The organism is Caulobacter segnis (assembly GCF_029543125.1).
GTDB classification, from domain to species: Bacteria; Pseudomonadota; Alphaproteobacteria; order Caulobacterales; family Caulobacteraceae; genus Caulobacter; species Caulobacter segnis_D.
Genome location: NZ_JARQWW010000009.1, coordinates 11,657 through 28,320, shown reverse-complemented (window position 1 = coordinate 28,320; position 16,664 = coordinate 11,657). Strand labels below are relative to the sequence as shown.

17 protein-coding genes and 1 tRNA gene are annotated in these 16,664 nt (G+C 68.6%); 11 read left to right on the top strand and 7 right to left on the bottom strand.

Annotated features, from left to right (window positions below):
- Nucleotides 1–69: 69 nt before the first annotated feature.
- The 5 genes from P7B02_RS19330 to P7B02_RS19310 are packed head-to-tail and all read left to right on the top strand — an operon-like array spanning nt 70 to nt 4,180.
- On the top strand, nt 70–576 hold the full coding sequence (locus tag P7B02_RS19330) for a SixA phosphatase family protein (protein WP_277788000.1): 507 nt from the start codon (nt 70–72) through the stop codon (nt 574–576).
- Nucleotides 573–917, top strand: a complete 345-nt coding sequence (locus tag P7B02_RS19325) for a DUF952 domain-containing protein (RefSeq protein WP_277787999.1) — start codon at nt 573–575, stop codon at nt 915–917. The genes P7B02_RS19330 and P7B02_RS19325 overlap by 4 nt, the downstream gene beginning before the upstream one ends.
- Nucleotides 914–1,960, top strand: coding sequence for a quinone-dependent dihydroorotate dehydrogenase (locus P7B02_RS19320; RefSeq protein WP_277787998.1), 1,047 nt, complete (start codon nt 914–916; stop codon nt 1,958–1,960). The genes P7B02_RS19325 and P7B02_RS19320 overlap by 4 nt, the downstream gene beginning before the upstream one ends.
- Nucleotides 1,957–2,685, top strand: a complete 729-nt coding sequence (locus P7B02_RS19315; protein ID WP_277787997.1) for a TVP38/TMEM64 family protein — start codon at nt 1,957–1,959, stop codon at nt 2,683–2,685. Before P7B02_RS19320 ends, P7B02_RS19315 begins: the two co-directional genes overlap by 4 nt.
- A 37-nt stretch (nt 2,686–2,722) precedes the next feature.
- The gene (locus tag P7B02_RS19310) at nt 2,723–4,180 is read left to right on the top strand and encodes a sensor histidine kinase (protein ID WP_277787996.1); all 1,458 of its coding nucleotides are present in this window, start codon (nt 2,723–2,725) and stop codon (nt 4,178–4,180) included.
- An 88-nt stretch (nt 4,181–4,268) separates the two neighbouring features.
- Here the strand turns inward: P7B02_RS19310 and ggt are convergent, their stop codons facing one another.
- Nucleotides 4,269–5,963, bottom strand: coding sequence for a gamma-glutamyltransferase (gene ggt / locus P7B02_RS19305; RefSeq protein WP_277787995.1), 1,695 nt, complete (start codon nt 5,961–5,963; stop codon nt 4,269–4,271).
- Between the two features lie 179 nt (nt 5,964–6,142).
- On the opposite strand from ggt, the gene P7B02_RS19300 reads away from it, so the two are divergent.
- From P7B02_RS19300 to P7B02_RS19285, 4 genes are all read left to right on the top strand, one after another.
- Complete coding sequence (locus tag P7B02_RS19300) at nt 6,143–7,426, top strand: hypothetical protein (protein ID WP_277787994.1); 1,284 nt, start codon at nt 6,143–6,145, stop codon at nt 7,424–7,426.
- A 103-nt stretch (nt 7,427–7,529) separates the two neighbouring features.
- Nucleotides 7,530–7,606, top strand: a tRNA-Arg gene (locus P7B02_RS19295).
- Nucleotides 7,607–7,675: 69 nt separating this feature from the next.
- Complete coding sequence (gene hutG, locus P7B02_RS19290; protein ID WP_277787993.1) at nt 7,676–8,488, top strand: N-formylglutamate deformylase; 813 nt, start codon at nt 7,676–7,678, stop codon at nt 8,486–8,488.
- Nucleotides 8,489–8,671: 183 nt separating this feature from the next.
- A complete protein-coding gene (locus tag P7B02_RS19285) occupies nt 8,672–9,433 on the top strand; it encodes an NTP transferase domain-containing protein (RefSeq protein ID WP_277787992.1) in 762 nt (253 codons plus the stop codon).
- Here P7B02_RS19285 and P7B02_RS19280 read toward each other — a convergent pair.
- Genes P7B02_RS19280 through P7B02_RS19260 form a run of 5 tightly spaced genes read right to left on the bottom strand, consistent with a single transcriptional unit; the run spans nt 9,430 to nt 13,987 of the window.
- Nucleotides 9,430–10,200, bottom strand: a complete 771-nt coding sequence (locus P7B02_RS19280; RefSeq protein WP_277787991.1) for an NTP transferase domain-containing protein — start codon at nt 10,198–10,200, stop codon at nt 9,430–9,432. The genes P7B02_RS19285 and P7B02_RS19280 overlap by 4 nt on opposite strands.
- On the bottom strand, nt 10,197–11,354 hold the full coding sequence (locus tag P7B02_RS19275) for a dATP pyrophosphohydrolase (protein ID WP_277787990.1): 1,158 nt from the start codon (nt 11,352–11,354) through the stop codon (nt 10,197–10,199). The genes P7B02_RS19280 and P7B02_RS19275 overlap by 4 nt, the downstream gene beginning before the upstream one ends.
- A complete protein-coding gene (locus P7B02_RS19270; RefSeq protein ID WP_277787989.1) occupies nt 11,354–12,415 on the bottom strand; it encodes an LptF/LptG family permease in 1,062 nt (353 codons plus the stop codon). Before P7B02_RS19270 ends, P7B02_RS19275 begins: the two co-directional genes overlap by 1 nt.
- On the bottom strand, nt 12,412–13,626 hold the full coding sequence (locus P7B02_RS19265; protein WP_277787988.1) for an LptF/LptG family permease: 1,215 nt from the start codon (nt 13,624–13,626) through the stop codon (nt 12,412–12,414). The genes P7B02_RS19270 and P7B02_RS19265 overlap by 4 nt, the downstream gene beginning before the upstream one ends.
- 1 nt (nt 13,627) lies before the next feature.
- The gene (locus P7B02_RS19260) at nt 13,628–13,987 is read right to left on the bottom strand and encodes an HIT family protein (RefSeq protein WP_347276671.1); all 360 of its coding nucleotides are present in this window, start codon (nt 13,985–13,987) and stop codon (nt 13,628–13,630) included.
- 136 nt (nt 13,988–14,123) lie between these two features.
- Here P7B02_RS19260 and P7B02_RS19255 point away from each other — a divergent pair, with 136 nt between their 5' ends.
- Nucleotides 14,124–14,588, top strand: coding sequence for a DUF2141 domain-containing protein (locus P7B02_RS19255; protein WP_277787986.1), 465 nt, complete (start codon nt 14,124–14,126; stop codon nt 14,586–14,588).
- On the opposite strand, the gene P7B02_RS19250 is transcribed toward P7B02_RS19255, so the two are convergent.
- Entirely contained in the window at nt 14,589–15,464 is an 876-nt protein-coding gene (locus P7B02_RS19250) for a metallophosphoesterase family protein (RefSeq protein WP_277787985.1), read from the bottom strand. It abuts the gene before it with no gap.
- A 77-nt stretch (nt 15,465–15,541) separates the two neighbouring features.
- On the opposite strand from P7B02_RS19250, the gene P7B02_RS19245 reads away from it, so the two are divergent.
- Entirely contained in the window at nt 15,542–16,663 is a 1,122-nt protein-coding gene (locus P7B02_RS19245) for a CDP-alcohol phosphatidyltransferase family protein (RefSeq protein WP_431355838.1), read from the top strand.
- The last annotated feature ends 1 nt before the right edge of the window (nt 16,664 follow it).

Here is a 16,664-nt window from a genome sequence, read left to right as displayed (position 1 = left end):
GGACCTTTTGGCGCTACGCCTGTCAACCGGCGCTTTGAGCGGGTCGCGAGCAAGGCTAAGAGGGGCGGCATGGAACGGCTTATTCTGATGCGTCACGGCGCGGCCGAACGGCGCGGTCCGACCGGCGGCGACTTTGACCGCGCGCTCACCCCGCAAGGCCGCGTTGACGCCGCTCTGATTGGCGACGCCTTGGCCAAGGCGGGCTTTTCGCCGGACTTGGCGCTGGTCTCCGAGGCCCGCCGGGCGCAAGAGACGTGGAGCGCCGCCGGGGAATCCCTGACCACGGCGCGGACCGAGAACCGCTCGGACTTCTACGCCGCCAGCAGCCAGACGGTCCTCGCCGCCGCCGAGGACCAGTCCGTCGACACGGTGATGGTGGTCGGCCACAATCCCACCCTTCAGGACCTGGCGGTGGGCCTGCTGAAGGCCGGATCGGCTTCGCCCGCCCTGATCGCTCGGATGGAGATGCGCTTTCCCCCCGCCACCGCCGTCGCCTTCAGCTTCGACGATGCGGGGCGTCCGCAGCTGGACGGCCTGTTCTACGCCGCCGACCATGGCGGCCGGGGCGCTGAATGACGCCGATCTTCAAGATCATGAGCCGCGACGAATGGGCGGCTTTCCAGGCGTCGGGCGAATTCAAGGGGTCGGCGGTCGATCTGGCCGACGGCTACATCCACTTCTCCGCCGCAGATCAGGCGCAGGAGACGGCGGCCAAGCACTTCGCCGGCCGCGATGATCTGGTCCTGCTGGCTCTCGACGGCGACGCCTTGGGCGACCAATTGATCTGGGAGCCGTCGCGGGGCGGCGCGCTGTTCCCGCACCTTTACCGCGCCTTGGCGTTGAACGAGGTGGCCGCGTCGCGAGACGCGCCTCTCGGCGTCGACGGCGTCCCCCAACTGGGTGATCTTTCCGTATGAACTTTCACGACCTCGCCGCCCGCGCCATGCACCTCTTCGATCCGGAGGACGCGCATGGGCTCGCCATCAAGGGGCTGAAGGCGGGCCTTGGGCCGCGCAACCGCATCAACCTGCCGATCCTGGCGACGACCGTGGCGGGCCTTGAGCTGCCTAACTGCATCGGCTTGGCCGCTGGCTTCGACAAGAACGCCGAGGTGCCGGACGCCATGCTGGCCGCCGGTTTCGGCTTCGTGGAGGCGGGGACGGTCACGCCTCTGGCCCAGGCCGGCAACCCGCGCCCGCGCCTGTTCCGCCTGACCGAGGACCAGGCGGTGATCAACCGCATGGGCTTCAACAACGAAGGGCTGGAGCCCTTCGCCGCGCGGCTGTCGCACCGCCGCCGCCGGGGCGTGGTCGGGGCCAACATCGGGGCCAACAAGGACGCCGAGGACCGGGTCGCCGACTATGTGGCCGGCCTGTCCCACCTGTGGGGTCTGGCGGACTATTTCACAGTCAACATCTCCTCGCCCAACACGCCGGGCCTGCGCGCCCTGCAGACCAAGGCGGCGCTGGAGGAATTGCTGGGCCGCCTGGCCGAGCGTCGCGCGGCGCTGGCGCCGGAGGGCGATGTTCCGGTCTTCCTGAAGGTCGCCCCCGATCTGGAGGAGGGCGAGGTTGAGGCCATCGTCGAGACCGCCGTGGCGAGCGGCCTGGACGGGATCATCGTCTCCAACACCACCATCGCACGGCCCGATACGCTGAAGTCCGCCCTGGCGTCGGAGACTGGCGGCCTGTCCGGGGCGCCGCTGACCCAGAAGTCCACCGCCGTTCTGGGCGAGTTCTTTCAGGCCGCCGGCGGCCGCATCGCCCTGCTCGGGGCCGGCGGCGTCAGCGGAGGGGCCGACGCCTACGCCAAGATCCGCGCGGGCGCCCAGGCGGTGCAGCTCTATTCGGCGCTGGTCTATGCCGGGCCCGGGCTGGTGGTGCGTATCGCCCATGACCTGGCGGCGCGGCTGAGGGCTGACGGTTTCGCATCCGTGTCCGAGGCGGTCGGCGCGCGATGACACCCGCTGGCCGCGACAACGCCTGGCTCGTCGCGGCCAAGATCGCGCCGGCGCTCCTGCTCGCCGTCCTGGCGGCGGCGGTGTACTTCAGCGGCCTGTGGAAGCACCTGACCATCGAGGAGCTTCAGGCGCGGCATGCCTATCTGTCGGCCTTCGTGGATCAGCGTCCGGGGGCGGCCATCGCGATCTATCTGTCGGCCTATATCATTGTGGTCTCCCTATCCCTGCCGGCGGCGTTGTTGCTGACCCTTTCAGGCGGGTTCCTGTTCGGCACCTGGCTGGGCGGGCTGCTGGCGGTGACAGGGGCGACGGTGGGGTCGACGGTGATCTACGCCGCCTGCCGCACGGCCTTCGGCGGCATGATGCAGAAGCGCGCCGGGCCGACCCTGCTGCGCATCGAGGAGGGCATCAAGAAGGACGCCTTCCACTACCTGCTGACCCTGCGCCTGATCCCGGCCTTTCCGCTGCTGGTGATCAATCTGGCGGCGGGGCTGGTGGGCATTCGTCTGCGCACATTCCTGTCGGCCTCTTTCCTAGGCATGGCCCCGAGCTCGCTGGTCTATGCCAGCATGGGGGCGGGCCTCGGTCACTTGTTCCTGCAGGGACGGCCGGTGAGCCTGAGCCTGCTGATCGAGCCGCGCGTGGTCCTGCCGCTGATCGGGTTGGGCGCTCTGGCGGGCCTGTCCATGCTGTACCGCCATCTGAGGCCGCGCCGTGACGTCTAACAGCCGCGTTGCCCGGCGCGGGCTTGTGAAGTAACGGATGGCCATGGACGCCGCGCCGTCTTCTGTGCCGGAAGCACCGGTCGAGCGCCGCTTTTCGTGGCGCGGCGGCCTGTCGGCGCGTCTGCTGCTGCTCACCACGCTTTTCGTCGCCCTTTCGGCCCTGCTGGTCCTGCCGCCGGCCCTGGCCGCGTTCGAGGAGCAGTGGCTGCTGGAGCGGGTTAGGGCGGCGGAACTGGCCTCCACCGTGGCTGAGGCTGATCCCAGTCTGAGGATCAGCGACCGCATCTCTGCCCAGCTTCTGGACGGGGCTGGAGTCGTCTCCGTGGCGATCCAGAGCGAGGGCGTCCGCCGCCTGGTGCTGGCCGCGCCTCGTGAAATCCGCACGCCCTATCTGGTGGACCTGCGTAGCCAGAACCCGGGCTCCTGGCTGGCGGCGCCGTTCTTCACCCTGACCAGCCGCGAGGGCAGCCTGGTCCGCGTGGTGGCCGAGCCGCAATTCCGTGAGGCGGAGTTCGTCGAGATCCTGACCCCAGATGCTCCGCTGAAGGCTGACCTGCTGGGGTACTTGGTTCGTCTGGCGGTGGTGACAGCCTTCGTGGCGATCCTGGCCGGGGCTCTGGTCTATCTGTCGCTCAACCGCTTCCTGGTGGCGCCGATGCAGCGGATCACCCGGGCCATGGAGCGCTTCCGCGCCAATCCGGAAGACCCCAAGGCGCGCATCGAGTTGTCCGGCCGCCTGGACGAGATCGGCCGCGCCGAGGCGGAGCTGGATCGGATGCAGGCCGACCTCGTGGCCGCCCTGAACTCCCGTGCACGCCTGGCCGCCCTGGGCGAGGCGGTGGCCAAGATCAACCACGACCTGCGCAACATGCTGACCAGCGCGCAGATCGCCTCCGACCGTCTGGCGGCCATCGGCGATCCCAAGGTGGCCGCCGCCCTGCCGCGTCTGGAGCGGGCCCTGGACCGCGCCGTGACCCTGGCGACCAACGTGCTGACCTACGGCAAGACGGATGAAGCCGCGCCCGACGTGCGGCCGCTGCCGTTGAAGGCCGCGCTGAAGTCGGCGGCGGAGGAGGCGGGTCTGCCGACGCCGCAAGTGCGCTTCGCCACCGGCGTCGACACCAAGGTGCGGGTGCTGGCCGACCCGGACCAACTGCACCGCATCCTGACCAACCTGTTGCGCAACGCCCGTCAGGCGATTGAAGGGCAGGCGGGACGGAAGGGAAAAATCCAGGCGGCCCTGATCGTCGAGGACGGTGTCTCCATTGTCCGCATCTCGGACGACGGCCCCGGCTTGCCGGACAAGGCCCAGGAGAATCTGTTCCTGCCGTTCGCCGGCTCCGCGCGGCGCGGCGGCACGGGGCTCGGCCTGGTGATCGCTCGTGAGTTGGCCCAGGGCCACGGCGGCGAGCTGACCCTGGTGCGCTCGAGCGGCGAGGGCACGGTGTTCGAACTTCGCCTGCCCGGCGCGCCGGAGCCCGCCAAGGGGCGGTGAAGAATTTTAGCCGCTCACTCCCGCGAAGGCGGAAGCCCATATTGAGACTCAGCTTGGGTCCCCGCCTTCGCGGGGATGAGCGGAGCTGTTAAAGCCCCTTCGCCACGCCTTCGCGGCGCGGATCGGCGCCGCCTTCCAGGACGCCGCCCGGACGCACAACCACGCCATGGAGACCCGAGGTCTCGTTCTGACCGGCCTTGATGGCCAGGCCGCGGGCGATGACCTGATCGGCCACGCCGGGGGCGTAGCGGTCCACCTCGCTGGAGAAGGCGTCGCCGCGCGCCACCATGTTGGGCAGGTCGATGGCCTGCTGCATGGACAGGTTCCAGTCGATCAGGCCGACGATGGCTTTCAGGTTGTAGGACAGGATGGCGTTGCCGCCCGGCGAGCCAACGGCGGCGTAGAACTTGCCGTCCTTGAGGATGACGGCTGGGGCCATGGACGAACGCGGGCGCTTGAACGGCGCCGGGGTGTTGGCCAGCGGGCCGCCGCGCAGGTCTTCCGGATACCGGCTGAAGTCGGTGAGCTGATTGTTGAGGAAGAAGCCCGCGACCATGCGGCCGGAGCCGAACAGGCTCTCCACCGTGGTGGTCATTGAGACGACGTTGCCCTTGGGGTCGACCACCACGAAGTGGGTGGTGCCGCCGGGCTCCTGTGTCTTGTCGGCGCCGCGCGGCTCGAAGCCGGGGGGCGTGCCGTGGGTCGGAACCGGGCCGGCGCGGTCGCCGATCAGCTTGGCGCGCTCGGCCACGTAGGCCGGGTCGAGCAGGCCCTTCACCGGCACCTGAACGAAGTCAGGATCACCCACATAGCGGTCGCGGTCGGCGTACATGACGCGCTCGGCCTCAGCCAACTGAACCCAGGCGATGGCGTCGTTGGGGCCGCGCGTGGCGATGTCGGTCCTCTCCAGCATGGCCAGGGCCTGCAGCAGGCCCACGCCGCTGGACGGCGGCGGCGGCACGCAGACCACATAGACGCGGTAGGGCTGGCAGAGCGCTTCGCTGACCTTGGGCTGATACGCCTTGATGTCGGCGGCGGTCAGGGTTCCCGGGACCGGCTCCTGGCGGACCTTGGCGGCGATGGCGGCGGGGATCGCGCCCTCGTACATCGCGCGAGGGCCTTCCTTGGCCAAGCGGCGGACCGTCTCGGCGTAGGCGGGGTTCTTCAGGACGTCGCCGCCCTTGATCTTCGTGCCGTCGGCCTTGGTGAAATAGGCGATGGCGTCCGGCGCGGCGGCCTGGCCGCGGTTCAGGTTGGCGAGCTGGGCCAGGCGAGGGCTGACGACGAAGCCGTCGGCGGCGAGCTTTTCAGCGTCCTTGAACAGGGTCGACCAGGCCACCGCGCCATGCTGCTTCTGGGCCAGGGCCAGCATGGCCACGGCGCCAGGGGCGCCGGTGGAGCGGCCGGACAGGATGGCGTCGATATAGGGCAGGGGCTTGCCGTCGGCGCCGATGAACATGTCGGCGCTGGCCCCGGCCGGTGCGGTCTCACGGCCGTTATAAGCGGTCAGCTTGCCGGTCTTGGCGTCGTAATAGGTCATGAACGCCCCACCGCCGAGGCCGGAGCTCTGCGGCTCCACCAGGCCCAGGACCGCCTGTACGGCCACCGCCGCGTCCACCGCCGAGCCGCCATCGCGCAGGACCCTCAGGCCCGCCTCCACCGCCAGCGGATTAGCGGCCGCCACCATGCCGCGCGGCGTGGTCGAGGCCGGAGCCGCCGAGGCGGCGCTGAAGGTGCTGATGGAGAGAGCGAGGGCGGCGGCGAGGCTGAGCAGACGGCGCATGGCGTTCCTTGGCGTGCGGACGGCGAGCACAATAGGCCCCCTGTGGCGAGGCTTGGAACCCCCAACCACCTCGACGATCGGCGGTTTCGGGCGAGCGGTGTGTTATTGATCGCACATTACGCATGCCGTTGGTCGGTGACCCGTGCTACGGCGGCCGCCATTTTTCTCGGGGTTAGCAGATGAAACTGAACAGGGCGGGAATCGCACTCGTCGTTACGGCCGCCACCGCGGGCGGGGCCGGGGCGCAGGCGCCGGTGAAGCAGGTGGTGACCGGCCCGGTCGCCGAATATTGGGTCAGCGCCGAAACCATCAGCGGCATGGCGGGCATGATGAGCGGCGGCAAGCCCTCGCCTCAGGCCATGATGAGCATGATGATGAACGGCGGGCCGAAGGCCTCGGCCAATCACAACCTGACCCTTCAGCTTGGCTCCTCTCGCAAGGCGGCCGGCCCGTCGGCGCAGCACACGCCGACGGCGGCGCTTGGCACGCGCGGCGCGCTGCCGCTGATTACGCCGACGGTCATTCCCCCCGAGCGGGGCGAGGGGCCTGACGTGCCGCAGCAGTTCGAGAAGCCGCGCGGCAAGATCCTGCTGTTCTGGGGCTGCGGCGCCCAGACCCGCCAGGGCCAGCCGGCGGTGTTGGACATGTCGAAGCTGGGCGCGACCAACTCGGCCGCCTTCGCCTCGGCGTTCCGGCCCCTGAACTACACGGCCATGAAGCCGCCGTCGCCGCAGCGCCACGCGACCTACGGCGTCTGGCCGAACGACCGCTCGCCCATGAGCGTGCCGCCGCGTGGCTCTCTGGTCGGGGAGCATGTGGTCAGCGGCAACTACATCCCGGACATCCGCTTCACCCTGAACCAGAACCAGGACTTCCTGGCGCCGATCACCCTGCAGGCGCGCGAGACCCCGGCGGGCGCCAGCCTCAACTGGAACGCTGTCGTGGGCGCCAAGGGCTTCCTGGCCTCGGCCGTCGGCGGCGGGGAGCGGGACACGGTCGCCCTGTGGATTTCCAGTGAGGCGCAGGCCGCCGCCTTCATCGCGCCGGACTATCTGAGCCAGGGCGATCTCGCCCGGCTGGTGGAGGCCAAACAACTGATGGGCCCGCAGACCACGACCTGCGCCCTGCCCAAGGGCTTCGTGGACGCCGCGCCCAACGCCATGGTCAGCTTGGTCGCCTATGGCGGCGAGGCCAATTTCAGCCACCCGCCGCGTCCGACCGACCCGAAGGTTCCCTGGAACATCGAATGGACGACCAAGGTCCGCTACCGCTCCGCCACGGGCGCGGTCCTGGGCATGGACATGGGCGATATGGGCGGCATGGACATGGCCGGCGACGAGGATGACGCCGCGCCCGCCGCCCGTCCGACGCAGCAGCGCGGCCGTCCGCAACAGCCCATGTCCCCGCAGGAAGCGGCGCGTCGGGCCATGAAAAAGGGCCTCGGCGGACTGCTCGGGAACTGACGAAAAGAGAGGCGCGAAAAAAACCTGGAAAGCGGCTTGCGCTTCGCAAAAGCCCAGACTAGGTTCCGCGCCTCTCGACGGACCCCCTGGGTCAACGAGATGCGCGCCCGTAGCTCAGCTGGATAGAGCATCAGACTACGAATCTGAGGGTCGGACGTTCGAATCGTTCCGGGCGCGCCATCTACTTCTTCATGTTTCGATCATCCGTGGGCGCCGTAAGGCGCCCGTCGTCGTTCTGGAGTTGTCCTCATGACCGACTGGCTGCAGGTGACGCGCGGCGACGCGCCGCTGATCGTCAGCTTCCCGCATACGGGAACGGACATCCCTGCCGACGTCGAAGACGCCCTGGTCTCGCCCTGGCTGGCGCGGCAGGACGCCGACTGGTGGGTGCATCGTTTGTACGACATGGCCGAGGGGTTGGGCGCGACCACGATCCGCACCGCCATCTCGCGCACCGTGATCGACGTGAACCGCGATCCCTCGGGCGCGTCTCTCTATCCGGGCCAGGCGACGACGGAGCTTTGCCCCACCACCACCTTTGACGGCGAGCCGCTCTACAAGGCCGGCCGCGCGCCGGACGAGGCGGAGATCGCCCGGCGGCGGGATGGGTGGTTCACGCCCTATCACGAGGCCCTTGCGGCCGAGGTGGCGCGTCTGCGCGGCCTGCATGGCAAGGTCGTGGTCTATGAGGCCCACTCGATCCGCTCGCGCGTGCCGCGGCTGTTCGAGGGCGACTTGCCCAACTTCAACATCGGCGACAATGACGGGCGCACCTGCGATCCGGCCCTGCGCGCGGCGGTGGAGTCGGCGTGCGACGTCGAGGGCTTCACCTGTGTCACCAACGGCCGCTTCAAGGGCGGCTGGACGACCCGCCACTACGGCCGGCCAAGCGAAGGTGTCCACGCCATCCAGATGGAGCTGGCGATCCGGGGTTATATGGATGAACCCGCCGCCTTCACGCCGGAGAACTGGCCGACCGCCTATGATCCGGATCGCGCTGCGCCCATGCGCGCCGTCCTGACCAAGATCCTTTCAGGGGCCATCGACTTCGCCCAAAGCTGAGCCGAAGGGTTCAGTGAGGGCAAAAACACTCGGGAAGTGCAGTTTCCGTCCACGGTATTGCAAGAAACCATGGCGGGTTAAGGCGCTGTTTAACATGTCGCTTTGACAAAACAGTCTGGGCGTCCCACCTGTACGAACTTATTCGCCTTCCTGTCGGGGTGGGCTTTCGGAGCGGATAGATTCATGCCTCGTGTGCACAAGGCCGTCGTCCTGGCTGCAGGACAGGGTAAGCGTTTGTCGCCGTTGACCGACAACCTGCCCAAGTGCCTGATCGATCTGTCCGGCCGCACCGTGCTTTCGTGGCAGCTGGCGCACCTGCACGCCATCGGCCTGACCGAGGTGGTGGTGGTCACCGGGTTCAATTCGCACGCCGTGGAGGCCGAGGTCGCCCGCACGCCGCTGCCGGGCATGACGGTCCGTTGCCTGTACAACCCGTTCTATACGGTGTCCGACAACCTCGCGACCTGCTGGCTGGTCCGTGAGGAGCTGGCCGGCGGCGCCCTGATCCTGAACGGCGACACCCTGTGGGAGCCGGAGATCGGCCGTCGCCTGCTGGACGCCCCCGCCGCCGACATCACCGTCACCGTGGACCGCAAGGCGCGCTACGACGCCGACGACATGAAGGTCCTGACCGACGGCGACGAACTGCTGGCCATCGGCAAGACGATCACCGAGTACGATGCCGAGTCGATCGGCTTCCTGCGCTTCTCTTCGGAAGGCGCCCGCCGCTTCATCACGGTCATCGACCAGATCCTGCGTGATCCGGCCGAAGGCCTGAAGCGCTGGTACCTATCGGTGATCAACCAGATCGCCCAGGAGCAGGGCGGCGTCGCCGTCCAGAGCATCGAAGGCCTGGAATGGGCCGAGATGGACTTCCCGCACGACCTGCAGCCCAACCGTGAGCTGACGGCCCGCTGGATGTCGAAGGAAAGCGTCGCGGCCTAAGGCTGCTCGCCGGTGATCTGGCGGACCAGGTCAAGGTCCGCCGGCTTGTCCACATCAACCGCCGCCAGGCCGTAGTTCGAACGAACGGCGGCCGCTTTCACGCCCGCGCGCTTGCCGATGTCGGCGATGGCCTGGTCCAGGGTCAGGCGGCCCAGAGCGAAGCGCGCCAAGGTGCCGAGCCCCAGGATCAGGGCGATCCGCCAGGGCTTCTTGCGGTGCGCCTCCACCGTCCGCCACAGCTCGATGGCCTTCAGGGCGTACGGCGTCCTCAGCAGGAACAGGTTGCAGCCGCTGTAGCGGCCGTCGCGGAAGGTCAGCCAGGTGCGCTTAGTCTCGGGCGCATCATGGCGCACGGCGGCCTCTGGCGCCAGGAAGGCGGCGATGTCGCAGCTGGCGGGCGCGTCGGCGATGAACTGCTTCACCCATTCCGGCTTCAGCAGGGCGTGATCCACCGTGGTGACCAGCAGCGGCGTGCCCAGGGCCTGGGCCGAGCGCAGGACACTGAGGCTGGGCCCCGCCTCCGGCGCGATCACCTCCACGGCGACGCCGACGGGCCTGGCGGCGGGCAGGGCGGCCAGCAGTTCGGCGTTGTTGGCGCAGACGCCGATGCGGGTTGCACCAGCCTCGGCCAGGGCTCTCAGAACCCGCGCCAGCAGGATTTCACCCTGAAGCTTGATCAGCCCCTTGTGGGCGACGCCGGCATAGGCGGAGACGGCGTCGGGCTCGCCCCGATCACCGGCCAAGACGAGGGCGGTGAAGGCGGTCACTTCAGCGCCTTCTCGTAGAGGCGATAGGTCTTGTAGGCGACCGCGCCGACCCGCTCGCAGATGTTCCGCATGGGCAGGTTGTCGTCGAGGATCCAGGACAGCTCCACCCGCTCATAGCCCTTGCGGCGCGCCTCGGTGGCGGCCAGGTCGATGAGGTGGAACGGCAGGATCATGCCGCGCCGGCTGCCCGCGAACTTGCGGCGCACGCCCATCAGGGGGACGCGGACGGTCTTCACGCGAGCGACCTTCAGCCGCCAAAGCAGCTTGGCCCAGCCAAAGGGCAGCAGCTTTCCGTCCAGGTCTGCGATGGCCTCGTTGACGTTGGGCAGCAGGACGATGAAGCCCGCTTCTTCGCCGTCGATCTGCGCGAACCACACCAAATCCGGGTCAATCACCGCCTTCAGGCCCTTGGCCATTTGCTTGGTCTCGGCCGCCGTCGAGGGGGTGTAGCCCCAGTTGCCCGACCAGGCGTCGTTGGCGATGTCGGTGAGGGTGTGCACCTCATCCTCGAACCGCTTCATGTCCAGCTTGCGCAGGACCACGCCGTCGGCCGCGCCGCGCCGCACGCGTTTGAGCACCGCGTCGGGCAGGTCCTGGGTCAGGTTGGCGAGGTAGGCGTAGAGGTCCTTGGCCTTGGCGTAGCCCTGCTGCTCGATCCGCCCGCCCGCATAGGGCGCGTCGTGGCCCATTAGCAGCATGGGCGGCGTGTCGAAGCCGTCGACCAGCAGGCCGACTTCTTCGTTCACCGACAGGTTGAAGGGGCCCATGGCGGTGTCGCGGCCGCGGTCCTTCAGCCAGGCCTCGGCGGTGGCGAACAGGGCCGCGAACACGGCCGGATCGTCTTCGCCCGCGATCATGCCGAAATGGCCGATCTTGCGACTCGGATCGGCAGGAGCGAGTTCGTCGATCTGAGCGCTGATGCGGCCCACGTCCTGGCCGTCGCGCACGGCCAGCCACATCTCGACCTGGGCGTGCTCGAAGAACGGGTTGGACTTGGCCGACAGGGCTTCCTGCCGTTCGCTGATCAAGGGGGCGATCCAGTTCGGATCGCCCTTGTTCAGGCGCATGGGCACGCGGATGAAGCGGTCGAGCTCGGCGCGCGTGCGCACCGCCTTGACGGTGACGCCCGCCGACGCATGGCTGTCGAAGGCCATCATCCCTCCAGGGTGAGCAGGACTGCCGCGCCGAGCGCGGAGAACATCAGCGGCGCGCTCCAGGCCCCGAACCAGGGCCAGATGACCCCGCTCTCGCCCAAGGCCGTGATCATGCCGTCCATGACCATGAACGCCATGCCGCTCATCAGGCTGACGGTCATGATCGTCGCGCCCTGGCCGCTGCGGAAATTGGCGGCGATCAGGGGGGCGGCCAGGATCAGCATGACAAAGGCGCCGGCCGGCGCGGCGAAGGCGCGGTTCCAGCGCGCGACATAGTAGCTTTCCGGCCGCTCTGATCCCCCGCCCATCAAGGCACGGCGGGCGGAGGAGGCGGAGCCGTTGTTGTCCGTGGCGAACAGCACCTGCACGTCGCCGGGATGCAGCGGGTTGTTCCAGGCCATGCGGGCGGCGGAGCCGGGCTGGGCCGCGGCGTCGGTGAAGCGTTCGAAGGACGGGCTGATCAGGGTCCAGCCGCCCGCGCCATAGGTCGCCTGCGGCGCCTGGACACGCTCGGTCACCGCGCCCGAGGCGTCACGACGATAGATGATCACCTTGTCCAGCCGCCGGCCCTGGTCGTCGCCCATGGTGGCGGTGACGAGGTCGGGGCCGATGCGGAAGGAGCGGACCTCCGGCCCCTTGCGGTCGGCGGCCGGCGCGGTGTCTCGCCACCAGGCGCGCAGCATGGCGTCGGTCCGCGGTCCGATGACCTCTGTGGCGGCCAGTTGCAGAATGAAAGCCCCCATCGCCACCGGGATCGCCATGCCGGCGATGCGGTAGACCGAGACCCCGGCGGCGCGCATGGCCACCGCCGCGCTTTCACGGCCCAGTTGGGCGAAGGCGAACAGGCAGCCGGCCAGAACCGCCAGCGGCATGGCCTGATCGATCATTCGGGGCAGACGCAGGATCGCGTAGTAGGCCAGCCCGCCCGCGCCGAGACCGCGATCCAGGATGTCGTTGGTGACGTCCAGCAGGTCCAGAAGCTGCAGCACCGACAGCAGCACGACGAGGGCCGCCAGGACCCGCATCGCCGCCAGTTTCGAGACATAGAGGGCGAGCTTCATGCCGGCTTCTTCTTGGACTGGACGGCCTTCTCGCAGGTGGTGAGGAAGACGGCGATGTGCTCGGCGATCTTGCTGATCGGGGTCTCGCCCGGCCGGTTGCGGCTGCCGACGAACATCCAGACGCAGAAGGCGCAGAAGATCAGGAAGGGCGTGCCGGTGCCGATCAGGGCGGTGGTCCGGCCGCTTTCGGCCAGACCGGCGCCGGTCTGCAGGCTGTGCTGGAAGGCGAACAGGATAAGCCCCGCCACGATCAGTCCCGGCGCGCGGCGGGCGCGCTTGGCCGCGAGGCCCAGCGGGAAGGCCATCAGCGGCAGGAAGGGAAGGAAGAAAGCCCGTGCGAGGCGGCTGTAAAGCTCGGCCAGCAGGGTCTGCTCCGGCAGGATGGATTTGCCGGATGTGGCCTGGCGCCAGAGTTCATCAAGGGTCAGCTCCCGCTCGTCGCCACCCCGGGCGCGCAGCAGGCGGGCGGCGCCGGCCAGGGGCGCGCGCATGGTCCAGTCGTTGAAGCTGAGGATCTGGTAGTTCCCTCGCGCGTCCTGTCCGATCCGGCGGCCGTCGGTGAGGGTGACGATGACCTCCTTGCCGCCGAACTCCGGCTGCAGGCGGCCGACCCGGGCGGTGACCAGCTCCTCGCCGCCGTCCTTGGCCTTGCGGCGGATGAAGACGCGCTCCAGCTTCTGGCCGGCGGGATCGGCGATGTCGGCGGTGATCAGCACGCCGTCCTGGTCGATGAAGGCGCCGGCGGGCAACCGTCCGTTCCAGCCCGCGTTCAGGGCCGAGTGCATCACCGCGCGATAGGCGTAGCGGCTGTAGGGCTGGACGTAGCCGAACACGATCAGGCTGAAGAGGGTCAGGCCCACGCCCAGGGCCACAAAGGGCGCGGCGAGGCGGGTCAGGGAGACGCCGCTGGCCAACAGGCTGTCGACTTCGGAGTCGGTGTTCAGGCGGGTCACCACCACGAACAGGGCGACGAAGAAAGCGATGGGCAGGGCGAGGCCGATGTAGTGCGGCACGAGATTGCCGCCCAAGGCGACCACGAAACCGAAGCGGTCATTGCTCTGCGACAGCAGGTCGAGCAGGCGCAGGGTCCGCTCCAGCAGCAGGGTGACGACGGTCACGCCCAGGCAGGCGATCAGCGGCCACGCCACCAGCCGCAGCAGGTAGCGGTCGAGCAGGTTCAGGCCGAAGGTGGGAAGCTTGATCTTCGCCACCCTAGGCCCGCCATTCGCTGCGCAGGTGTTCGGCCAGTCGCGATGCGGCGTCCATGTCCAGCTCCACCGTTTCGGCCAGATTGGGAACGGCCGGCCAGCCGGCGTCCCGGAATGCGCGGCCCTCGTGCTCGCGTACGCCCTCATATCGCGGGATGACGTGGAAATGAACGTCGGGGTCGACCATCATCAGAGCCAGATAGTTGATCTTCTGGTGATCCACCACGGTCCGCAGCATCGCCTCGATCCGCTGGACAGCCTGTTGCAGATCAGCGTAGGCCTCGACACTGAGTTCAGCGAGCGAGCGGGCCGGCTCCTTGCATATCAAAACCAAAGACCCAAATGTGGCTTGCTTTGGCCGCACAAGCACAAGCCAACGGTCCGTCTCGGCGACCTTGGTGCGAGGAAAGCCGAAATTCAACGCTGTGGGATTGCTCACGGACCTGCCTTCTGGGCGGCCTTCGCCGCCGCTTCGGCATCATAGGGAGTCGCCGATTTTCATGAAAGCGCGAACCTTGCTGGTGGGCGCGGCCGGGGTGGCCGCAGCCATGGCGATGGGTTCGCCGGCGCTTGCCCAGAAATGCGAGGGCGCGGGATCGGCCACGCTGACGGTTCAGGTCCTGGGTGTCCGCGCCGCCAAGGGCGAGATGGCCGTCACCATCTATCCGGACAATCCGAAGCGTTTCCTCGCCCCCAAGGGCAAGCTGTTGCGCGTGCGGGCCCCGACCACGGCGCCCATGACCACGGTGTGTTTCAACGTGCCGCCGGGCGCCTACGCCGTGGCGATCTATCACGATGAGAACGGCGACCGGGACTTCAACCGCAGCGTCATCGGCATGCCGACCGAGGGCTTCGGCTTCTCCAACGACGCGCCCACCAAGGTGGGGCTGCCGTCGTTCCAGGCCGTGCGGTTCGTGGTCAAGGACGACCTGACCATCCGCTCGACCCTGCGCTATCTGAAATAGTCAGGCGTCCAGGCGATACTGGCCCAGCGGCTCGACAGCATCGCCGTCGGGCGCGAAGCCCCTGACCTCCACTCGAACCTTCCAGCCGCTTCCGCCCCGCTCGATCTCGATCCCGTGCCAGCGGGCGGCGTTGTTCTTGCCGACGGGCCGCTGAGAGGCCGATGGCGCGCAGACCGTCGCGATCTGGCCGTCAGGACCCTTCACAGAACCCAGCAGCGGCACATGCGTGTGGCCGTGTAGGATCAACTCCGCGCCATGCCGGCCGAGGATATCCCGCAGCGCTTTCTGGTCGGTCAGCGCCTTGCGCGCCGAGCCGCCGGGGGTCGGCGGGTGATGCAGGGCGATGATGCGGAACAGGCCGCGCGCCTTCAGATCGTCCAGGATCGGACCCAGGCGGGCCAACTGCGCCTCGCCGCACGTCCCGGTGGCCAGGAAAGGCGCGGTGGGCAGGCCGGTGTTGACGCAGATCACGGCGACCTCGCCGCGGATGCGCACCTTGGGAAAGCTGTCGGTCGTTTCGTCTTCGAGCCATTCGGCCCAAGGGCCGAACTCGCCGCAGCCGGCCAGGGCGTCATGGTTGCCGGGCGTCACGGTGACGTCGTGCGCGGGGCCTAGGCTTTCAAGCCAGGCTCTGGCGGCGGCGAACTCCTTGTCGGCGGCGAAGTTGATCAGGTCGCCCGTGATCACCAGATGATCAGGGCTCCAAGCGGCCACGTCGGCGGTGATCGCGTCGAGCACGGCCTTCTTGTGGTGCTTGCTTCGCTTGCGCCGCCAGGAGGACCAGCTGAACAGCCGCTTGGTCATGGCGTAGCTGATCGTCATCGACCCAGGGGGCGACGGCAGATGCGGGTCGGAAAAATGTGCGAGGCGATACAAAGCGGGCCGGTCGGTTTCTGGTCAGTCGGCCCGAACCTGCGTATCAAGGCGGCCTGATTGCAAGGGGTGGTTTGCAGGTGACGACCGTATCGGGCGCCGAGGAAGGCCGCCAGCCTGTCGGGCTGGTCGTGGGCGAGGCGGGTGTTCGGATCTGGGGCATGACTTCGACCGAGCGTCTGAACCGCATCTTCCGCCGCGTGGGCGTCGAGCCCGCGACCGCCGTTCCCGCTGATCGCGACCGTGTCGTGGTGCTGGCCAACGCCGGCTGGGTGTTCGACGAGTCCCTGATCAAGGCCCTGGCCGGCCAGCCGGGCGTGGCCCTGATCGACGACACCGGCGCCGTGACCGCCGTCTGCGTCACCGCCGCCGATGCCCCGACGGCGGCCGCGGATCCGTCCAGCCTGCCGTTGAAACGCCTGACCGCGCTGGAGCTGGGCTCCGCCTACAACAGCGCCCTGCGCAAGCGTGAGGCCCCGGTTCTGGAGCGCCTGACCGCCGAGCGCGTGCGGGCGGTGGAGAAGCGCCTGTTCCAGGGCTCCTACAAGGGGGTCACGGATCTGGTGACCAAGTATGTCTGGCCGGCGCCGGCGCGGGTCGTCACCCGCTGGTGCGCCCTGGCCGGCATGACGCCGAACCAGGTGACCATGATCGGCTTCATCCTGGTGCTCGCCGCCTTCGGCCTGTTCTGGACCGGCCACTTCGCCCTGGGTCTGATCTGCGCCTGGATCATGACCTTCCTAGACACCGTGGACGGCAAGCTGGCCCGGGTGACCCTGACCTCGTCGAAGATCGGCAATGTCTTCGACCATGGCATCGACCTGATCCACCCGCCGTTCTGGTGGTGGGCATGGCTGGTGGGGGTGCAGGCCGGGCCGCATCCGCTGCCGTGGGAGGGCCTGTTCCTGGCCATCGTCGCCGGCGGCTATGTGGCCCAGCGCATCGAGGAGGGCATCTTCCTTGGCCGCTTCAAGCTGGAGATGCACGCCTGGCGTCCGTTCGACAGCTTCTTCCGTCTGATCACCGCTCGCCGGAACCCGAACCTGATCCTGCTGACCCTGTCGGTGCTGGTCGGCCGTCCGGACCTGGGCCTCGCCGCGGTGGCCCTTTGGACGGTGATCTGCTTCGGGGTCCACGCCGCCCAGATCGTCCAGGCTGAGCGCGCGCCCAAGGGCTCCATCACCTCGTGGCTGGCCGCCTGAG